13 protein-coding genes are annotated in these 17,591 nt (G+C 69.5%); 7 read left to right on the top strand and 6 right to left on the bottom strand.

The window, feature by feature from the left end; all coding sequences use genetic code 11:
- Positions 1-65: 65 nt before the first annotated feature.
- The 3 genes from BM004_RS02055 to cphA (BM004_RS02065) all read right to left on the bottom strand — a co-directional run bounded on the left by BM004_RS02055 (position 66) and on the right by cphA (BM004_RS02065) (position 5,529).
- Complete coding sequence (locus BM004_RS02055; protein WP_093125662.1) at positions 66-470, bottom strand: hypothetical protein; 405 nt, start codon at positions 468-470, stop codon at positions 66-68.
- 155 nt (positions 471-625) lie between these two features.
- Positions 626-3,193 carry a cyanophycin synthetase gene (gene cphA, locus BM004_RS02060; RefSeq protein WP_093125658.1) on the bottom strand — a complete coding sequence of 856 codons (2,568 nt, stop codon included), beginning with the start codon at positions 3,191-3,193 and terminating at the stop codon, positions 626-628.
- A 44-nt stretch (positions 3,194-3,237) separates the two neighbouring features.
- Positions 3,238-5,529, bottom strand: a complete 2,292-nt coding sequence (gene cphA, locus BM004_RS02065; protein WP_093125656.1) for a cyanophycin synthetase — start codon at positions 5,527-5,529, stop codon at positions 3,238-3,240.
- Positions 5,530-5,614: 85 nt separating this feature from the next.
- Here cphA (BM004_RS02065) and BM004_RS02070 point away from each other — a divergent pair, with 85 nt between their 5' ends.
- Complete coding sequence (locus tag BM004_RS02070; RefSeq protein WP_093210980.1) at positions 5,615-7,903, top strand: cyanophycin metabolism-associated ABC transporter; 2,289 nt, start codon at positions 5,615-5,617, stop codon at positions 7,901-7,903.
- Positions 7,900-8,424 (top strand): cyanophycin metabolism-associated DUF1854 family protein, encoded by a 525-nt coding sequence (locus BM004_RS02075; protein WP_093210982.1) that lies wholly within the window; start codon positions 7,900-7,902, stop codon positions 8,422-8,424. Before BM004_RS02070 ends, BM004_RS02075 begins: the two co-directional genes overlap by 4 nt.
- A 28-nt stretch (positions 8,425-8,452) precedes the next feature.
- Here the strand turns inward: BM004_RS02075 and BM004_RS02080 are convergent, their stop codons facing one another.
- Complete coding sequence (locus tag BM004_RS02080) at positions 8,453-8,863, bottom strand: DUF2177 family protein (protein ID WP_093125651.1); 411 nt, start codon at positions 8,861-8,863, stop codon at positions 8,453-8,455.
- Between the two features lie 79 nt (positions 8,864-8,942).
- Here BM004_RS02080 and queC point away from each other — a divergent pair, with 79 nt between their 5' ends.
- Positions 8,943-9,641, top strand: coding sequence for a 7-cyano-7-deazaguanine synthase QueC (gene queC, locus BM004_RS02085; protein WP_093126748.1), 699 nt, complete (start codon positions 8,943-8,945; stop codon positions 9,639-9,641).
- A gap of 36 nt (positions 9,642-9,677) precedes the next feature.
- On the opposite strand, the gene BM004_RS02090 is transcribed toward queC, so the two are convergent.
- Positions 9,678-11,477 (bottom strand): ABC transporter ATP-binding protein/permease, encoded by a 1,800-nt coding sequence (locus BM004_RS02090; RefSeq protein ID WP_093210984.1) that lies wholly within the window; start codon positions 11,475-11,477, stop codon positions 9,678-9,680.
- A 120-nt stretch (positions 11,478-11,597) separates the two neighbouring features.
- The gene (locus tag BM004_RS02095) at positions 11,598-12,158 is read right to left on the bottom strand and encodes a phosphonate degradation HD-domain oxygenase (protein WP_093125645.1); all 561 of its coding nucleotides are present in this window, start codon (positions 12,156-12,158) and stop codon (positions 11,598-11,600) included.
- 366 nt (positions 12,159-12,524) lie between these two features.
- Between BM004_RS02095 and BM004_RS02100 the strand changes: the two genes are divergently transcribed.
- From BM004_RS02100 to BM004_RS02115, 4 genes are read left to right on the top strand one after another with little or no spacing between them, the layout of a single operon-like run.
- Entirely contained in the window at positions 12,525-13,559 is a 1,035-nt protein-coding gene (locus tag BM004_RS02100; RefSeq protein WP_093210986.1) for a putative 2-aminoethylphosphonate ABC transporter substrate-binding protein, read from the top strand.
- A 28-nt stretch (positions 13,560-13,587) separates the two neighbouring features.
- Positions 13,588-14,670 (top strand): ABC transporter ATP-binding protein, encoded by a 1,083-nt coding sequence (locus BM004_RS02105; protein ID WP_093210988.1) that lies wholly within the window; start codon positions 13,588-13,590, stop codon positions 14,668-14,670.
- Positions 14,671-14,672: 2 nt separating this feature from the next.
- Positions 14,673-16,388, top strand: a complete 1,716-nt coding sequence (locus BM004_RS02110; protein WP_093210990.1) for a putative 2-aminoethylphosphonate ABC transporter permease subunit — start codon at positions 14,673-14,675, stop codon at positions 16,386-16,388.
- Positions 16,389-17,531, top strand: a complete 1,143-nt coding sequence (locus tag BM004_RS02115) for a TIGR03364 family FAD-dependent oxidoreductase (RefSeq protein ID WP_093210992.1) — start codon at positions 16,389-16,391, stop codon at positions 17,529-17,531.
- The last annotated feature ends 60 nt before the right edge of the window (positions 17,532-17,591 follow it).

A 17,591-nucleotide genomic window follows, 5' to 3' on the forward strand; every position in this document is an offset into this window, starting at 1 on the left:
TGGCTCCTTGGAGTGACCGGAGAACGCGGAGAAGAACGCGGGGAAAGAAAATTCAATGAACCGGCTCAGCGCGCGGGCTGTGCCGGCAGGGGCGTGACGGTCTCGCGGATCACGCCGCCGCCCATCACGCTGCCCTCGGTGGTGGTGCGGGCGCCGCCCTTGATGCGGGCTTCGCAGTCGGCCTGGTCGGGGCCGGGCTGCTCGCTGCAACGGGCCAGCGAATTCACCTGGCCGCGCGCCGGGCTCGGTGTGGTGAGGCCGCTGCGGCCGGCTTCCTGGCGGGCGGCGCCGGCTTCGCGCAGGCAGGCGGCGCGGTCTTGCTGCACGCCGTCGCAGGTGGCGCGTTCCTTCTGCATGCGGGCGTCGGAGCCCGGGGCCTGCGCGCCGGCGGTCTGGGCGCCGAACACGATGAAGCCGCTGGCCGCGAAGAGGGCCGTGGCGGAAAGAAGGGAACGAACTGTTGTTGTCATGCGGGCTCCTGGTCTGGTGAGACGCCGCGCCCTCCGAGGTGCGCGACTGGAGCCACAGTGTGGTGCCGGCCGGGGCTGCGGGTCTGTGGGACAGCCGCACTCCGATGCCGGGCCGGACGCGCCCCTGCATGTGGGACGTGTCCGGCAAGCGGGGCTCAGCCCGCTGCGATGCGCTGCGCCAGGTGAGCGAGCGCTTCCTCGACCTGGTCGACCAGGATCAGCGACAGGTCGCCGGGCTGCAGCCGCGCGAGCGCCGTGTCGATGGCCACGAACTCGCCGCGGATCTCGTCGATGTAGCGCGTGCGCGCCGCGCCCTGCAGGCCCTGGCGCAGCAGCGCCATCACCTCGCCGTCGGCACGCCCGCGCTGCGCCGCGTCCTGGTACAGGATCACGTCGTCGAAGGCTTCGCCGAGGATGGCGGTCTGGTCGCGGATGTCGGAGTCGCGGCGGTCGCCCGCGCCGCTGATGACCACCGAGCGCTTCTTCGCCGGCATCGTGTCCACGGCCGACACCAGCGCGCGCATGGCGTCGGTGTTGTGGCCGTAGTCGGCGATGACGGTGGCGCCGCGGTAGTCCATCACGTTGAAGCGGCCCGGCACGCCGGCCGCGTCGTTCATGAAGCTCGCGAGGCCGCTGCGGATGGTGTCCCAGTCGAGGCCCACGGCCCAGGCCGCGGCCACGGAGGCCATCACGTTGTCGACCTGGAAGCCGATGGTGCCGCCGCGCGTGATGGGCACGTCGCGCAGCGCGATGCGTTCGCGCCACGAGCCTTCGGCGGCCACCAGCGTGTCCTGGTCGACGTACACGGTGCGCTTGCCCTGCGCGCGGTGCGTGGCCATCACCGGGTGCATGCGGTCGGCGGTGAAGAAGATCACGTGGCCGGGGCAGCCCGCGGCCATGGCGGCGACATTCGGGTCGGCGGCGTTGAGCACCGCGTAGCCGTCGGCGGCCACGTTGCGCACGATCACGCGCTTCAACACCGCGAGGTCTTCCACCGTGGTGATGTAGTTCAGGCCCAGGTGGTCGCCGCTGCCGATGTTGGTGACCACGGCCACCTGGCAGCGGTCGAAGCCGAGGCCTTCGCGCAGCACGCCGCCGCGGGCCACTTCGAACACGGCCGCATCCACGTCGGGGTGCATCAGCACGTTGCGCGCGCTCTTGGGGCCGCTGCAGTCGCCGCTGTCGGTCTGGCGCCCGTCGACATACACGCCGTCGGTGTTGGTCATGCCGGTGCGCAGGCCGCTGGAGGCCAGCAGGTGGTTGATCAGGCGCGCGGTGGTGGTCTTGCCGTTGGTGCCGGTGACGGCGACCACCGGAATGCGGCCGTCGTCGCCATGCGCGAACAGGGTGTCCATCACCGCTTCGCCCACGGCGCGGCCGCGGCCGAACGAGGGCGAGATGTGCATGCGCAAACCGGGCGCGGCGTTCACTTCGACCACGCCACCGTGCTGTTCTTCCAGCGGACGCAGCACGTTCTCGCAGACCATGTCGACGCCGCAGATGTGCAGGCCGACCATCTGCGCCGCGTCGACGGCGCGTGCCGCCACTTCGGGGTGCACGGTGTCGGTCACGTCGGTGGCGGTGCCGCCGGTGGACAGGTTGGCGTTGTTGCGCAGCACCACGCGCTGGCCCAGCGCGGGCACGCTGTCGGGCGTGAGGCCTTGCGACTCGAGCCGGCCGATGGCGATGTCGTCCAGGCGGATCTTTGTGAGCGAGGTGGCGTGGCCCTCGCCGCGGCGCGGGTCGAGGTTCACGGTGTCCACCAACTGGCGCACGCTCAGGTTGCCGTCGCCGATCACCTGCGGCGGGTCGCGCCGCGCGGCGGCCACCAGGCGGTCGCCCACCACCAGCAGGCGGAAGTCGAAGCCGGGCAGGAATTTCTCGACCATCACCTCGCCGTAGGCCGCGGCCGAGGCGTAGGCCGCGAACAGTTCGTCGCGCGTGGTGATGTTGACGGTGACGCCCTTGCCCTGGTTGCCGTCCTGCGGCTTCACCACGACCGGCAGGCCGATTTCATGCGCCGCGGCCCAGCCGTCTTCGGCGTCGCTCACGGGGCGGCCCAGCGGCACCGGCACGCCGGCGGCGTTGAGCAGCTGCTTGGTGAGTTCCTTGTCCTGCGCGATCGACTCGGCCACGCCGCTGGTGCTGTCGACTTCGGCGGCCTGGATGCGGCGCTGCTTCGAACCCCAGCCGAACTGCACCAGGCTGCCGCTCGTGAGGCGGCGGTACGGAATGCCGCGTGCCACGGCCGCATCGACGATGGAGCCGGTGCTCGGGCCCAGGCGCTCGGATTCGTCGAGGTCGCGCAGCTCGGTGATGGCGGCGTCGGCGTCGAACGGGGTGTCGGCCTGCGCGGCGGCAATGAGTTGCTCGGCCAGTTCGATGGCGCGGCGGCCCACGGCCTCCTCGCTGTACTGGAACACGACCTGGTAGACGCCTTCTTCCAGCGTCTGCGAGGTGTGGCCGAAGTTCACGGCGCAGCCGGCCTGGGCCTGCAGCGCCACGGCGGTGTTTTCCAGCACGTGGGCCAGGGCCAGCGGCTGGCCCAGCACCATGGGGTGCAGCTCGCCGATGGTGGGGAAGCGCGCGCGCAGGCGGGCTTCGAATCCGGCCAGCTTGCTGATGGCGTTCTCATCGCCTTCGCAGGCCACGACCGCCTCGATGGCGGTGTGGCGGCTCCAGAGGTTGGGCCCGCGAAGGGCTCGGATGCGGGTGACTTTCATGGGCTGCGGGGGCTACGAGTGCTACGGTCTGGCGAGGCCACGCCTCAGGCCAGTTGGGGTTGGAGGGGCTGGGTCTGCGACAGCTGCAGCGACGCAAGGGCGGCCTGCAGGTCGGCCTCGAAGGCCTCGACGCCGGCGCCGATCAGGTTCAGCGGAATGCCCAGGGCCCAGGCGGCCGCCACGGCGGCCAGCAGGCTTTCCAGGCTCACGCCGGCATGGGTGGCGCGCCACACGGTCAGCCGGCCCAGGCCGGGCAGGAAAGACTCGCTGCTGCCGTTGGCCAGCACCACGCGGTCCTGCCGCACCAGCACGGCCTTGCCGCCGGCGGACTGGTGCGCGGTGAGCGCGGCGGCCTGCGGGTCGGCCGCATACAGGATCACGGCGCCGTCGCACAGCGGCGCGAGGCCGGCCACGCGCGGGTCGGCCGCGTTCAACACGGCCGTGCCTTCGGACAGCACCACGTCGACCTGCGTGCGCAGCACCTTGACCATCTGGTCGCTCTCGGTGATGTCGTAGTCGGCGAGGGCTTCGAAGCCGTCGAGGTCGGTCACGATGCCGACTTCGCAGCGGTCGTAGGACAGGCCGTCGCGCAGGATGGTCTCGGCGCCGTTCTCGATCACCACGGCCTGCACGGCGCGGTTCACGAGCAGGCGGTGGCCGGCGTCCCAGTTGGCGCTGTTGCGCGCGTCGACGCGGCGGCGTTCCAGGAACAGGCCGTCGCGGCAGGCGAGACCGGTGTGGCGCCCGCCGAGGTTGATCAGCCAGGCCACCAGGCGCGCCAGCACGGCGGCGTCGCGCGAGCCGGCCACGCCGACCACGGGAATGCGCCCGGGTGCGTCGTTGGGGAACAGGTGGTCGCAAATCGCGCGGCCCACCGGGCGCGGCGAACCGACGGCCGGCTTCAGGTGCATCAGCAGGCCGGGGCCGGCATTGACCTCGACGATGGCGCCGCGCTGCGGGCCCAAGGGCTTGGAGATGTCCATCGCCACCAGGTCGATGCCGGCGATGTCGAGGCCCACCACGCGCGCGGCCAGCACGGCGGCGTGCGCGACTTCGGGGTGGACCTGGTCGGTGCAGTCGTTGGCCATGTTGCCGTTGCGCTGGATCGTCACCACGCGCCCGGCGGCCGGCACGGCGTTGCCGTCCAGTTCCTGGCGCTTGAGTTCGAGTTGCAGCTTGGCGTCGGTGTCCAGCACGATCACGTCGAGCGGGAATTCTTCCTCGGCGCCGCGGCGGGGGTCGCTGTTGAGCTGCTTGTCGATCAGTTCGCGCACGCTGGCCTGGCCGTCGCCGGTCACGGTGATGATCTCGCCGCGCGCGGCCGCCACCACTTCGCCGCCCACCACCAGCAGGCGGTGTTCGTGGCCGCGAATGAAGCGCTCGACCATCACGTCGCTGCCTTCGGGCTCGGCCACCGCATAGGCGGCCATGACTTCCTCGCGCGTGGTCAGCTCCAGCGACACGCCGCGGCCGTGGTTGGCGTCCGAGGGCTTCACCACCACCGGCAGGCCGATGTCCTCGGCGGCTTCCCAGGCTTCTTCGGCGCTTTCGACGATCTGGCCTTCGGGCACCGGCACGCCGCAGCTGGCCAGCAGGGACTTGGTCAGTTCCTTGTCGCTGGCAATCGATTCGCCGATGGCGCTGGTGTAGTCGGTCTCGGCCGTCCAGATGCGTTGCTGGTTGGCGCCGTAGCCCAGTTGCACCAGGTTGCCGCTGTTCAGGCGCATGTGCGGAATGCCGCGGTCGGTGGCGGCGGCCACGATGGCCGCGGTGCTCGGGCCGAGGTAGCAGTCTTCCACCTTGGCCTTGACCGCGTCCACGGCCTTCTGCACCTCGGCGGCGCTGAACGGGTCGTTGTTGATGGCCGCCATCAGCAGGCGGTGGCCTTCGGCCAGCGCCACCCGGGCGACCTGCTCGTCACGCGCGCGGAACACCATGCGGTAGACGCCGTGCTCCGAGGTGCTGCGGGTTTGCCCGAAGCCCGTGGGCATGCCGGCCAGGTTCAGCAGCTCGATGACGACGTGTTCCAGCACGTGCCCCGACCAGGTGCCTTCGGTCAGGCGCTGGATGAAGCCGCCGCGCTCGCCCACGCCGCAGTGGTGCTCGATGAGCGCCGGCAGCAGGCCGGTCAGGCGGTCGGTGAAACCGTCGATCTTGTTGGAGGGGAAGTCTTCCAGCAGGCCCAGGTCGAGCCAGACTTCGAGCACCGGACGGTAGGTCCAGAGGTTGGGACCGCGCAAATAGTTGATGCGCAGCAATTGGATGTCGTCGAAACGGGTCATGCAAACGTTCGATGTGCTTTGGCCGAGCACCACGGCGCCTTCAAGCGCGCCCATGATGATCGGTCAGAATCGGCGCCCGACGAAGGGCGCCATCACGCGGTCCATGCGGCCCGCGACGGGCAAGAGTCAAAGAAACACAATGCAACATCACGATCCAGTCGGCACCCGGGAGGGCGAAACCGAGGCGGCTTCAGCACTGCTGAAAAACCGTCTCGCAGTCGCGGAAAACGTTCTGGTAACACTGACGGTTGACCTCGACGACCAACTTCGCTTCGCCAGCGGCCTGGTGGCGCTGACTGACCGCAGGCTGATTGCGCTCGAACCGGGCGGCGAATGGCGTGAGTGGCCGCTGACCGATTCGACGCTGGAACTGCGCCTTTCCGACCATTCCGGCGTCGGAACCCTTGATTTGACGGGCCCCGCGGGCCGTTTGGGCCGCTGGCGCTACACGCTCGGCGGGCAGGTGGCGGCACTGCGCCTGCTCAAGTTGTTCGGACAGCGAACGACAGGTGTCGCCAAGGAGACTCCGGCCGCCATCGACGCGGCCGACGGCGAAGACGGCGCGATCGACACCGAAATCCAGACCCCGCCGTCCACCTGGGTGCTGCTGCGCCTGGGCCGTTTTGCTGGTCCGTACCGCAAGCAGCTGATCCTCGGGTTTGTACTGACCCTGATTTCCACCGCCGCCACCCTGGTGCCGCCGTACCTGACCATCCCGCTGATGGACGACATCCTGATCCCGTTCCAGAACGGCCAGAAGATCGACACCATGCGCGTCGGCCTGTACCTGGGCGGCCTGCTGATCGCGGCGCTGGTCGGCTGGGGGCTGGGCTGGGCGCGCACCTACCTGCTGGCGCTGGTGTCCGAGCGCATCGGCGCCGACCTGCGCACCACCACCTACGAGCACCTGCTCACGCTGCCGCTGGACTATTTCGGCGGCAAGCGCACCGGCGACCTGATGTCGCGCATCGGCTCGGAAACCGACCGCATCAACGTCTTCCTGTCGCTGCACGCACTGGATTTCGCCAACGACGTGCTGATGATCGTGATGACCGCGGTCATCCTGTTCTCCATCAACCCGCTGCTGGCCGTGGTCACGCTGGTGCCGCTGCCGTTCATCGCCTGGATGATCCACGTGGTGCGCGACCGCCTGCGCACCGGCTTCGAGAAGATCGACCGTGTCTGGTCCGAGGTGACCAACGTGCTGGCCGACACCATTCCCGGCATCCGCGTGGTCAAGGCCTTCGCCCAGGAACGCCGCGAAGCCGAGCGCTTCCGCGTGGCCAACGCCTACAACCTGCAGGTGAACGACAAGCTCAACCGCACCTGGTCGCTGTTCACGCCGACCGTGTCGCTGCTCACCGAAATCGGCCTGCTGGTGGTCTGGGCCTTCGGCATCTGGCAGGTGGCGCGCGGCAGCATCACGGTGGGTGTGCTCACCGCGTTCATCGCGTACATCGGCCGCTTCTACACCCGGCTCGACTCCATGAGCCGCATCGTCTCGGTCACGCAGAAGGCCGCGGCCGGCGCCAAGCGCATCTTCGACATCCTCGACCACGTGAGCAACGTGCCCGAACCGGCCAACCCGGTGAAGGTGGAGCGCGTGCAGGGCCGCATCGAGATGAGCAGCCTGGGGTTCCGCTACGGCTCGCGCGCCGTCATCCACGACCTGGACCTGGTGATCGAGCCCGGCGAGATGATCGGCCTGGTGGGCCACAGCGGCTCGGGCAAGAGCACGCTGGTCAACCTGATCTGCCGCTTCTACGACGTGACCGACGGCGCCATCAAGGTCGACGGCACCGACATCCGCCGCTTCGCCGTGGCCGACTACCGCCGCCACGTGGGGCTGGTGCTGCAGGAGCCGTTTTTGTTCTTCGGCACCATCGCGCAGAACATCGCCTACGGCAAGCCCGACGCCACGCGCGAGGAAGTGGTTGCCGCGGCGCGCGCGGCCCACGCGCACGACTTCATCCTGCGGCTGCCGCACGGCTACGACTCGCTGGTGGGCGAGCGCGGGCAGGGCCTGTCGGGCGGCGAGCGCCAGCGCATCAGCATTGCGCGCGCGCTGCTGATCGACCCGCGCATCCTGATCCTCGACGAAGCCACCTCGGCGGTGGACACCGAGACCGAGAAGGAAATCCAGAAGGCGCTGGACAACCTCGTGCAGGGCCGCACCACCATCGCCATCGCGCACCGCCTGTCGACGCTGCGCAAGGCCGACCGGCTCGTGGTCATGGACCGCGGCGAGGTGGTCGAGGTGGGTCCGCACGACGCCTTGATGGCGAAGCAGGGCGCCTACTGGCGGCTGTACCAGGCGCAGTTGCGCCAGGGCGACGACGATGCGAGCGAAGGCGCGGCCGACGAGCGCGCCGGGGCGCAGGCGCCCGTTGCCATCACCCACGCAGCCCATCCGGCGGGGGACGCATGAACAACGACATCAACAGCATCAACGACGACAAAGCCGCCGCCGGCACCGGCACCGACAGCAACGGCTTCAGCCTCGCACGAGACGCCTTCGGCCGCCTCGTGCTGACCGACGCCCAAGGCGAGCGCCACGTGGGCATCACGCCCGTGCGGGCCTTTCCGCTGAGCGCGCCCGACCACGGCGTGTCGCTGGTCGGCAGCGAGGGGCGCGAGCTGGTGTGGGTCGGCAACGTCGCGCAGCTGCCGGCGCCCACCAAGGCGCTGCTCGAGGAAGAGCTCGCGGTGCGCGACTTCGCGCCCACGCTGATGCGGCTGCACGGCGTGTCGAGCTTCGGCGTGCCCAGCACCTGGACCGTGAGCACCGACCGTGGCGACACGACCTTCGTGCTCAAGGCCGAGGAAGACATCCGCCGCCTCGAGGGCGGCGCGCTGCTCATCGCCAGCGCGCACGGCGTGCAGTTCAGGATTCCCGATGTGAAGGACCTGGACCGCGCGTCGCGCAAGCTGCTCGAGCGTTTCCTTTAAAGAAGGCAGCCGGGCTGCCGCTGCGCAGTCAGCGCGCGGCGAACCAGCGCAGCGCCGCCGCGCCGGCCGCGGCCGCCACGCCGCTCACCAGCGCACCCCAGGCAATGTCGATGAACGACAGCGCCAGCGGCCAGTTGCGGATGACGGCCAGGTTGGTCAGGTCGTAGGTGGCGTAGCAGAACAGGCCGAACAGGGCGCCCAGCAGCGCGGCCCGCAGCACGCCCTGCTGGTCGAGCCCGGGCACGATCGCGAACACCAGCAGGCCGATCGGGTAGGCCAGGTAGAACACGGCCGCGAAGCCCAGCCGCGGGTTCGGCGACATCAGGTCGCCCATGGCCTCCTGGTACATGCCCTTGGCGACGACGCCGAGCCAGATCATGTCGATCACCAGCAGCACCACGAAGGTGACGGCCCATGCAACCAGGTGTTTGGTACTCATGCGCGGGATCGTATCTGCGCGCACCCCGCAGCCTGCGAAAATTGCGCCTTTGGACTACAGCGCCGCGCCGCTGACGGATATGCCCCTGCACACCACCGCCCTCGTCCTGTTCTCCGGCGGCCAGGACTCGACGACCTGCCTCGCCGATGCGCTCTCCAGGTACCAGCGCGTCGAAACCCTGGGCTTCGACTACGGGCAGCGCCACCGCGTCGAGCTCGACGTGCGCGGCACCATCCTCGCGAAGATGCGCGAGGACTTCCCCGACTGGGCGCCGCGTCTGGGCGAAGACCACGTGCTCACGCTCGCCGCGCTGGCGCAGCTGGGCGGCTCCTCGCTCACCGAAGAGGTGGCCTTCGCCATGCAGGCCGACGGCCTGCCCAACACCTTCGTGCCCGGGCGCAACCTGCTGTTCCTCACGCTGGCCGGCGCGCTGGCGTACCGGCGCGGGCTGCAGGTGATCGTGACCGGCGTGTGCGAGACCGACTTCTCGGGCTACCCCGACTGCCGCGACGACACCATGAAGGCCATGCAGCTGGCGCTGTCGCTCGGGCTGGAGCGCCGCCTGGTCATCGAGACGCCGCTGATGTGGATCGACAAGGCCGAGACCTGGGCCATGGCCCACCGCCTGGGCGGCGAGCCGCTGGTCGAGCTGATCGTGGAAGAGACCCACACCTGCTACCTCGGCGACCGCGAGCACCGCCAGGCCTGGGGCTACGGCTGCGGCGAGTGCCCCGCCTGCGACCTGCGCAAGAAGGGCTGGGAGCGCTACAAGGGCTGAGCCGCTGAGCCGCTGAGCCGCTGAGCCGCTAAACCGCTAAACCGCGGCGGGCTGAACGGCCGAGGTGTCCAGGCGGTAGCGTGCGCCGCCCGTCGTTCCTTGCGCACCTTCCAGCTGCGGCACCAGCGTCCATCGCTGGTTGTGGAAGTCGCCCACCGCCGCGCGGTGCGCGATCGACACCATCGCGCCCCCGGCGGCCTGCACCGTGGCCGCGAGGCGCTTGTACAGCACGCCTTCGGCCTGCGCGTCGAGCGCGCTGGTGATCTCGTCGGCGAAGAGCCACGCCGGTTTCTTCAGCAGCACGCGCGCGATGGCCAGGCGCTGCTGCTCGCCGCCCGAGAGCTTCTGGCTCCAGGCGTCGCTGTCGTCCAGGCGGCTCACCAGGTCGGGCAGCAGGGCGTCGTTCAGGGCCTGGCGCAGCTGGTCGTCGCTGAAGTTCGCGGCCGGGTTGGGGTAGGTCAGCGCATCGCGCAACTTGCCGTCGGGCACGTAGGGGCGCTGGGGCATGAACATGGCGTCGTCCGGCACCTTCACATGGCCGCGAGCGAAGGGCCAGATGCCGGCGAACGAGCGGAACAGCGTCGACTTGCCGCTGCCCGAGGGGCCTTGCAGCAGCACGCTGTCGCCGGGCTTCACCGCCAGCGCGGCACCGTCGAGCAAGGCCGTGCCGTTGGGCAGCGCCACCCAGAGGTCGTCGGTGCGCAGTTCCGGCGCCGCGTCGCGGGCCATCGGCATCGACTGCCTGGCATGGGCGCGCATGGCGTCGTCGAAACTGGTCAGGCGGTCGGTGGTGGCGCGCCAGACGGCCACGCGGTCGTAGTTGTCGACGAACCAGCTCAGCGAGTCCTGCACCTTGCCGAAGGCCGAGGTGATCTGCATCAGCTGCCCCAGGTGGATCGCGCCGCTGAAAAAGCGCGGCGCCGACACGATGAACGGGAAGATCACCGCGGCCTGCCCGAAGAACGAGGTGAAGGTGATCAGGTTCTTCTGCTGCTTGATGAGCTGCAGGTAGTTGCGCAGCACGCTGCCGAAGCGCAGGTCGAGCTGCCCGTGCTCGACCTTCTCGCCCTTGTCCAGCGCAATGGCCTCGCTGTATTCGCGCACGCGCACCAGATGGTGCCGGAAGTCGGCTTCGTAGCGCTGCTGGCGGAAGTTGGTGCCGATCAGCGGCCGGCCGATGAAGTGCGTGATGACCGTGCCGACCACGCAGTAGGCCACCGCCAGCCAGACCATGGCGCCCGCGATCTGGTAGGTGCTGCCGCCCATCGAGAACGGGAAACTGCCCGACAGCGTCCACAGGATGCCGACGAAGCTCGCCAGCGTGACCACGGCGTTCAGCAGGCCCATCGACAGCGTCATCGTGTAGTCGGTGAACAGCTGCATGTCCTCCTGGATCCGCTGGTCGGGATTGTCCGGGGCGTGGCCGTCGTTGTTGGCGTAACGCGCGAGTTCGAGGTGATAGAAGGTGCGGTCGGCCATCCAGCGCGTCAGGTAGTCGCGCGTCATCCAGGAGCGCCAGCGCAGCTGCAGCAGCTGCGTCACGTAGAACTTGAGCACCTGCACCGCGATGTTGAAGAAGGCGATCCAGCCGAACACGCCCACCTCGCGCCAGAAGATGGCCGCGTCCTTGTTCTGCAGCGCGTCGTAGAAGCGCCCGTACCACTGGTTGCCCAGCACGGCCACGTACACATACAGAAGGTTCAGCGTCACGATGCCCAGCAGCATCGCGCGGGCGCGCCATTTCTCCTCGGACCGGAAGTAGGGCGCCGCGAGCCGGAAGACGCGGCGCAAGACCTGGGCGAACGTGGCGGCACGCGCGGTAACGGTGGAAGACATGCAGATTTCCTCGCAGGCGCTCGAGCGCCATTCATCGTGAGGAAACCATAGTAGACAAATGTTTCTTAAACCGGGCTGAAGCGGCGGCCAAACCCGGCTGCGCGGCAGAAAAAAGACCTGTCAGCGCCGCATGACCCGCGCCGCGGTCGCGAGGAAATGCGCCAGCGGCGGCGTCTGCAGCCCCTCGGCCTTGGCCTCTTCGTCCCACAGCCGCAGCCGCACCGCGTCGCCGGCCCATTCGAGCGCGGCAAAGCGCTTCGCCGCCGCATCGTCCATCACACCGCCCTGCAGCGCGAGGCTGCGCACCGAATCGGGCGAGAGCCTGGAGAAGTAGTCCGGCCGCGTGGCGCACAGGTAGCGCTTGGCGTCCACGTGCAGCCGGATCGGCTCGCGCACCTCGACGTCGAACGCGCCGCGCAGCAAGGGCAGGGCGATGTACTGGTGCCGGTCGTCGATGCCCAGCTCGGTGGGCGAATGCGACAGGGTCTGGTGCTCGGCGATCAGCAGGTGGCCGAGGTCGTGCAGCAGCGCGGCCGTCACCAGCGCGTCGCCGGCGCCGGCCTGCTCGGCGAGCCATGCGCATTGCAACGCGTGCTCCAGCTGCGACACCGGCTCGCCCGCGTAGGCCACCCCGCCCCGTTCGGCGAACAGGCGGGCGATCTCGGCGAGGTCGAGTGTCATGAAAGTGGAGCGGGGCGAACGGGGCGAACGGAGCGAACGGAGCGAACGGAGCGAACGGAGCGAACGGAACGAACGGAGCAAGCGGGGCGAAAGCACGGCAATAACTCCGCAAGCTTGCCCGGGCGCAGTGACATGCGGATGACGCAGCCACCGCGAAGCCATCGCCGCCTGCCGTCCTTGGGGCGCCGTTTTGGGTATTTGTGTTTTTTTGAGGCATCTGACAAATCCCTGTCATATGCCGCTGCCAGCATCGCCCCCATTCGTCGCCGCGCTGGACTTGCGTACTTTCGCTTGCCTGTGCGTGCGTCCCGCACCGCGTCCTTTCCTTTCTCTACGTTCTTCACTTTCTCCAGAGGGAACCTCACCATGCTGCACCGTCAACTCCGCTGGGCCTTCGTGCCGGCCGCCCTGTTCTCGCTGGCTTTCGCCGCATCGGCCCAGGGCCGCACCGAGCTGCTGGTCTACACCGCGCTCGAGGCCGACCAGGTGCAGGCCTACAAGGCCGCCTTCGAAAAGGAGAACCCGAGCATCGAGCTGAAGTTCGTGCGCGACTCCACCGGCATCGTCACCGCCAAGCTGCTGGCCGAAAAGGCCAACCCGCAGGCCGACGTGGTGTGGGGCCTGGCCGCCACCTCGCTGATGCTGCTCGACAAGGAAGGCATGCTCCAGCCGTACGCCCCCAAGGGCCTGGCCGCCATCAAGCCGACCATGCGCGACCCGGCCAACCCGCCCAAGTGGGTCGGCATGGACGTGTGGTCGTCGGCCATCTGCTTCAACACCGCCGAGGCGACGAAGAAGAACCTGCCCAAGCCCACCAGCTGGGCCGACCTGACCAACCCGGTCTACAAGGGCCAGATCACCATGCCCAACCCCGCCGCTTCCGGCACGGGCTACCTGATGGTGTCGGGCTGGATCCAGATGATGGGTGAAGACAACGCGTGGAAGTACATGGACGCGCTGCACCAGAACATCGGCATCTACAGCCAGTCGGGCAGCAAGCCCTGCCGCCAGGCCGGCGCCGGCGAGTTCGCGCTCGGCATGTCCTTCGAATACCGCGCCAACAAGACCAAGCGCGACGGCGCCCCCATCGACATCGTGCTGCCCAAGGAAGGCCTGGGCTGGGACATGGAAGCCACCGGCATCATCAAGACCAGCAAGAAGCAGGACGCCGCCAAGGCGCTGGCCGACTGGGCCGTCACCAAGCAGGCCAACGAGCTGTATGCGAAGAACTTCGCCGTGCTCGCGCTGCCGGGCATCCAGGAAAAGCTCGAGTTCGTGCCGGGCGACGTCGAGAAGCTGCTGGCCAAGAACGACTTCACCTGGGCTGCCGCCAACCGCGACCGCATCCTGACGGAGTGGTCCAAGCGCTACGAGTCGAAGTCGGAAAAGAAGCCGCTCTGATCTCCCTGAAGCAAATCGGTACCCGGCCATGACGAGCAGCAGCAGCTTTCTCTCCCTTCGCGGCATCGGCAAGTCCTTTGGCGCCACACGCGTGCTCGACGGCATCGATCTGGACATCGAGCCCGGCGAGTTCGTGTGCCTGCTCGGCCCCTCGGGCTGCGGCAAGACCACGCTGCTGCGCATCGTCTGCGGCATCGAGCGCGCCGACAGCGGCCAGATCCTGCTGGGCGGCCAGGACATCGCGGGCCTGCCGCCCGCGGCGCGCGGCTTCGGCGTGGTGTTCCAGTCGTATGCGCTGTTCCCCAACCTCACGGCGGCGCAGAACATCGCCTACGGGCTGCATCCCACGGGCGCACTGGCGCGCGAGATGGCCAAGCGCTCGCGCGAGATGCTCGACCTGGTCGGGCTCACCGCGCATGCCGACAAGTACCCGGTGCAGCTCTCGGGCGGCCAGCAGCAGCGCATCGCCCTGGCGCGCGCATTGGCCCCGAACCCGCGCATGCTGCTGCTCGACGAGCCGCTCTCCGCGCTCGACGCGCAGGTGCGCGCCAGCCTGCGCAGCGAAATCCGCGCGCTGCAGAAGCGCCTGGGCATCGTCACCATCATGGTCACGCACGACCAGGAAGAAGCCCTGTCGATGGCCGACCGCGTGGTGCTCATGCACAACGGCCGCATCGAGCAGGCCGGCACGCCCGACGAGCTCTACCGCCAGCCGCGCACCCGCTTCGTGGCCGGCTTCGTGGGCCGCATGAACATGCTGCCCGCCACCGTGCTGGCCGACGGCAAGGTGCGCGTGCGCGACAGCGAACTGTTCTGCGCGCCCGGCAACCTCAGCGTGGGCTCGCAAGCCACCGTGGGCATCCGCCCCGAGCATGTGGTGGTCAAGCGCTACGGCACCGAACTGGGCGCCAACAGCTTCGCGGCGCGCCTGCTCGACACCGAGTTCTTCGGCAACCGCACGTCGGCCCGGTTGGCCTGCGAGCCGCTGGGCATCGAGATCGAGGCCGAGCTGCCCGCCGATGCGCGCGGCGGCGGCGGCGAGCCGCTGGTGCCCAGCAGCATGGTCCACATCCAGTTGCCGTTGAACGCGCTGTCGGTCCTGGCGCACTGAGCATGAGCAGTTCCCCCGACGCCACCGCCGTCGCCCCGGCGATGGCGCCGCGCAGCAGCGCATTCGACCGCGAGCGCTGGCTGACCGGCGCAGCCGTCGCCCTGATGGTGGTGCTGCTGGTCGTGATCGTCGCGCTGCCGGTCGGCGCGCTGGTCGGCCAGAGCTTCTTCGACCGCGCGGGGGGCTTCGTGGGCCTCGCCAACTTCGCGCGCTACCTCGACAACCCGGCGCTGGTGCAGTCGGCCTTCAACAGCCTCGGGCTGGCCGCCGTCAGCGCCGTCATCTGCACGGGCATCGCCTACGTGTACGCCTACGGCCTCACGCTGTCGTGCATGCCGGCCAAGGGCGTGCTGCGCGCGGTGGCGCTGGTGCCGCTGCTCGCGCCGTCGCTGCTGCCGGCCATCAGCCTGGTGTACCTGTTCGGCAACCAGGGCCTGTTCAAGGGGCTGCTGGGCGAGGTGTCGATCTACGGGCCGCTGGGCATCGTGCTGGGCTCGGTGTTCTGGACGCTGCCGCATGCGCTGCTGATCCTCACCACCGCCATGGCCACCTCCGACGGCCGGCTGTACGAGGCCGCGCAGACGCTGGGCGCCTCGCGCTGGCGCATCTTCCGCACGGTGACGCTGCCGTCGTCGCGCTACGGCCTCATCGTGGCCGCGATGGTGGTGTTCGTGCTGGTCATCACCGACTTCGGCGTGCCCAAGGTGGTGGGCGGCCAGACCGGCGTGCTGGCCACCGACATCTACAAGCAGGTGGTGGGGCAGCAGAACTTCCAGATGGGCGCGGTGGTCGGCCTGGTGCTGCTGATACCGGCGGTGCTGTCGTTTCTGGTGGAGCGGCGCGTGCGCAGCAAGCAGGCCGCGGCGCTCTCGGCGCGCGCCACGCCGTACCAGCCCGAGCCGGTGCGCGTGCGCGATCGCGCGCTGCTGGCGTTCTGCGTGCTCACGGCGCTGGCCATCCTCGTGATGATCGGCATGGCCGTGTTCGCGTCGCTGGCCACCTACTGGCCCTACAAGCTCACGCCGTCGCTGAAGAACTACGACTTCAGCAACATGGACGGCGGCGGCTGGGGCAGCTACCTCAACTCGCTGCGGCTGGCCGTGTGCGCGGCGGTGGCGGGCGCGCTCGCCACCTTCGTGTCGGCCTACCTCGTGGAGAAGCCGCGCCACTTCGGCCTGCTGCGCGAGCTGCTCAACCTGCTGGCCAACCTGCCGCTGGCGGTGCCGGGCCTGGTGCTGGGCGTGGGCTACATCTTCTTCTTCATCTCGCCCTCGAACCCGCTGCGCGCCATCTACGGCAGCATGACCATCCTGGTGGTCTGCACGGTGGCGCACTTCTTCTCGGTGGCGCACCTCACCTCGCTCACGGCCTTGCGCCAGCTCGACCGCGAGTACGAGCTGGTCTCCGAGTCGATGGGCGTGCCGTTCTGGCGCACGCTGTGGCTGGTGCACCTGCCGGTGGCGCTGCCCACGGTGCTCAACGTGGGCGGCTACTTTTTCGTCAACGCGATGACGACCGTGTCGGCCGTCGTGTTCCTCTATTCGCCGCAGACCTCGCTGGCCGCCGTTGCCGTGCTCAACATGGACGACGCCGGCGACGTCGCGCCCGCAGCGGCCATGGCCTCGCTGATCATGCTCACGGCCGCCGCCGGCCGGGGCGTGTTCGCGCTCGCGGGGCACTGGGCGCTCAAGCGCACCCAAACCTGGAGGCACCGGTAAATGACCGGCACCCGACAAGCTCACCACCCTGACCATTTCGACCTCCTCGTGGTCGGCGCCGGCATCGTCGGCCTGGCCCATGCCTACACCGCCGCGCAGCGCGGCCTGAAGGTGTGCGTGGTCGAACGCGACGCGGCCTGCATCGGCGCGTCGATCCGCAACTTCGGCTTCATCACCATCACCGGCCAGGCGCCGGGCGACACCTGGCGCCGCGCCATGCATGCGCGCGAGGTGTGGCAGCAGATCGCGCCGTACGCGGGCATCGACATCGTGCACCGCCACCTCTGGCTCGCGGCCTACCGCCCCGAGGCGCACGACGTGCTCGAGGCCTTCATGCGCACCCCGATGGGCGAGGCCTGCGAACTGCTCGACGCGGCCGACGCGCAGGCCAAGGCGCCCGCGCTGAGCCTGGCCGACGCGCAGTCGGTGCTGTTCAGCCCGCACGAGTTGCGCGTGGAGTCGCGCACCGCCATCGGCCTGCTCGCGAACTGGCTGGCCGAGGTGCACGGCGTGACCTTCCGTTTCGGCGAATCCGTGCTCGAGGTGGCCGCGCCGCGCGTGCGCACCTCGCGCGGCACGCTGCACGCCGAGCGCGTGGCCGTGTGCACCAACACCGACCTGCACGGCCTGTTCGCCGAGCGCATTGCCGCGCACGAGCTCACGCTGTGCCGCCTGCAGATGCTGCGCGTGAAGCCCGAGGCGGGCTTTCGCCTGCCGGGCTCGGTGATGATGGACCTGAGCCTGGTGCGCTACGAGGGCTACAGCACCCTGCCCGAGGCCGCCGCGCTGCGTGCGCGGCTGCAGCGGGAAGAGGCGGCCTCGCTCGCGCACGGCATCCACCTGATCGTGGTGCAGAGCGCCGACGGCTCGCTGGTGGTGGGCGACTCGCACCACTACGGCGACGCGCCCGAGCCCTTCGCGATGGAAGAGGTCGACCAGCTCATCCTGCGCCACCTGCGCAGCACGCTGAACCTGGAGACCGCGCAGATCACCGAGCGCTGGACCGGCGTGTACCCGTCGTCGAAGACCACGCCCTGCGTGATCGACGCGCCCGACGACGCCACGCGCGTGGTGCTGGTGACCAGCGGCAGCGGCGCGAGCACGGGCTTCGGCATTGCGCACGACGTGTTCAACGCCTGGTGATGCGGTGACGGGGTGACGGGGTGACGGCGGCCGCCTCGCGCGGCACGGCGCGGCGTCCGA

The sequence above is a fragment of the Variovorax sp. OK212 genome, assembly GCF_900112425.1.
GTDB lineage: Bacteria > Pseudomonadota > Gammaproteobacteria > Burkholderiales > Burkholderiaceae_C > Variovorax.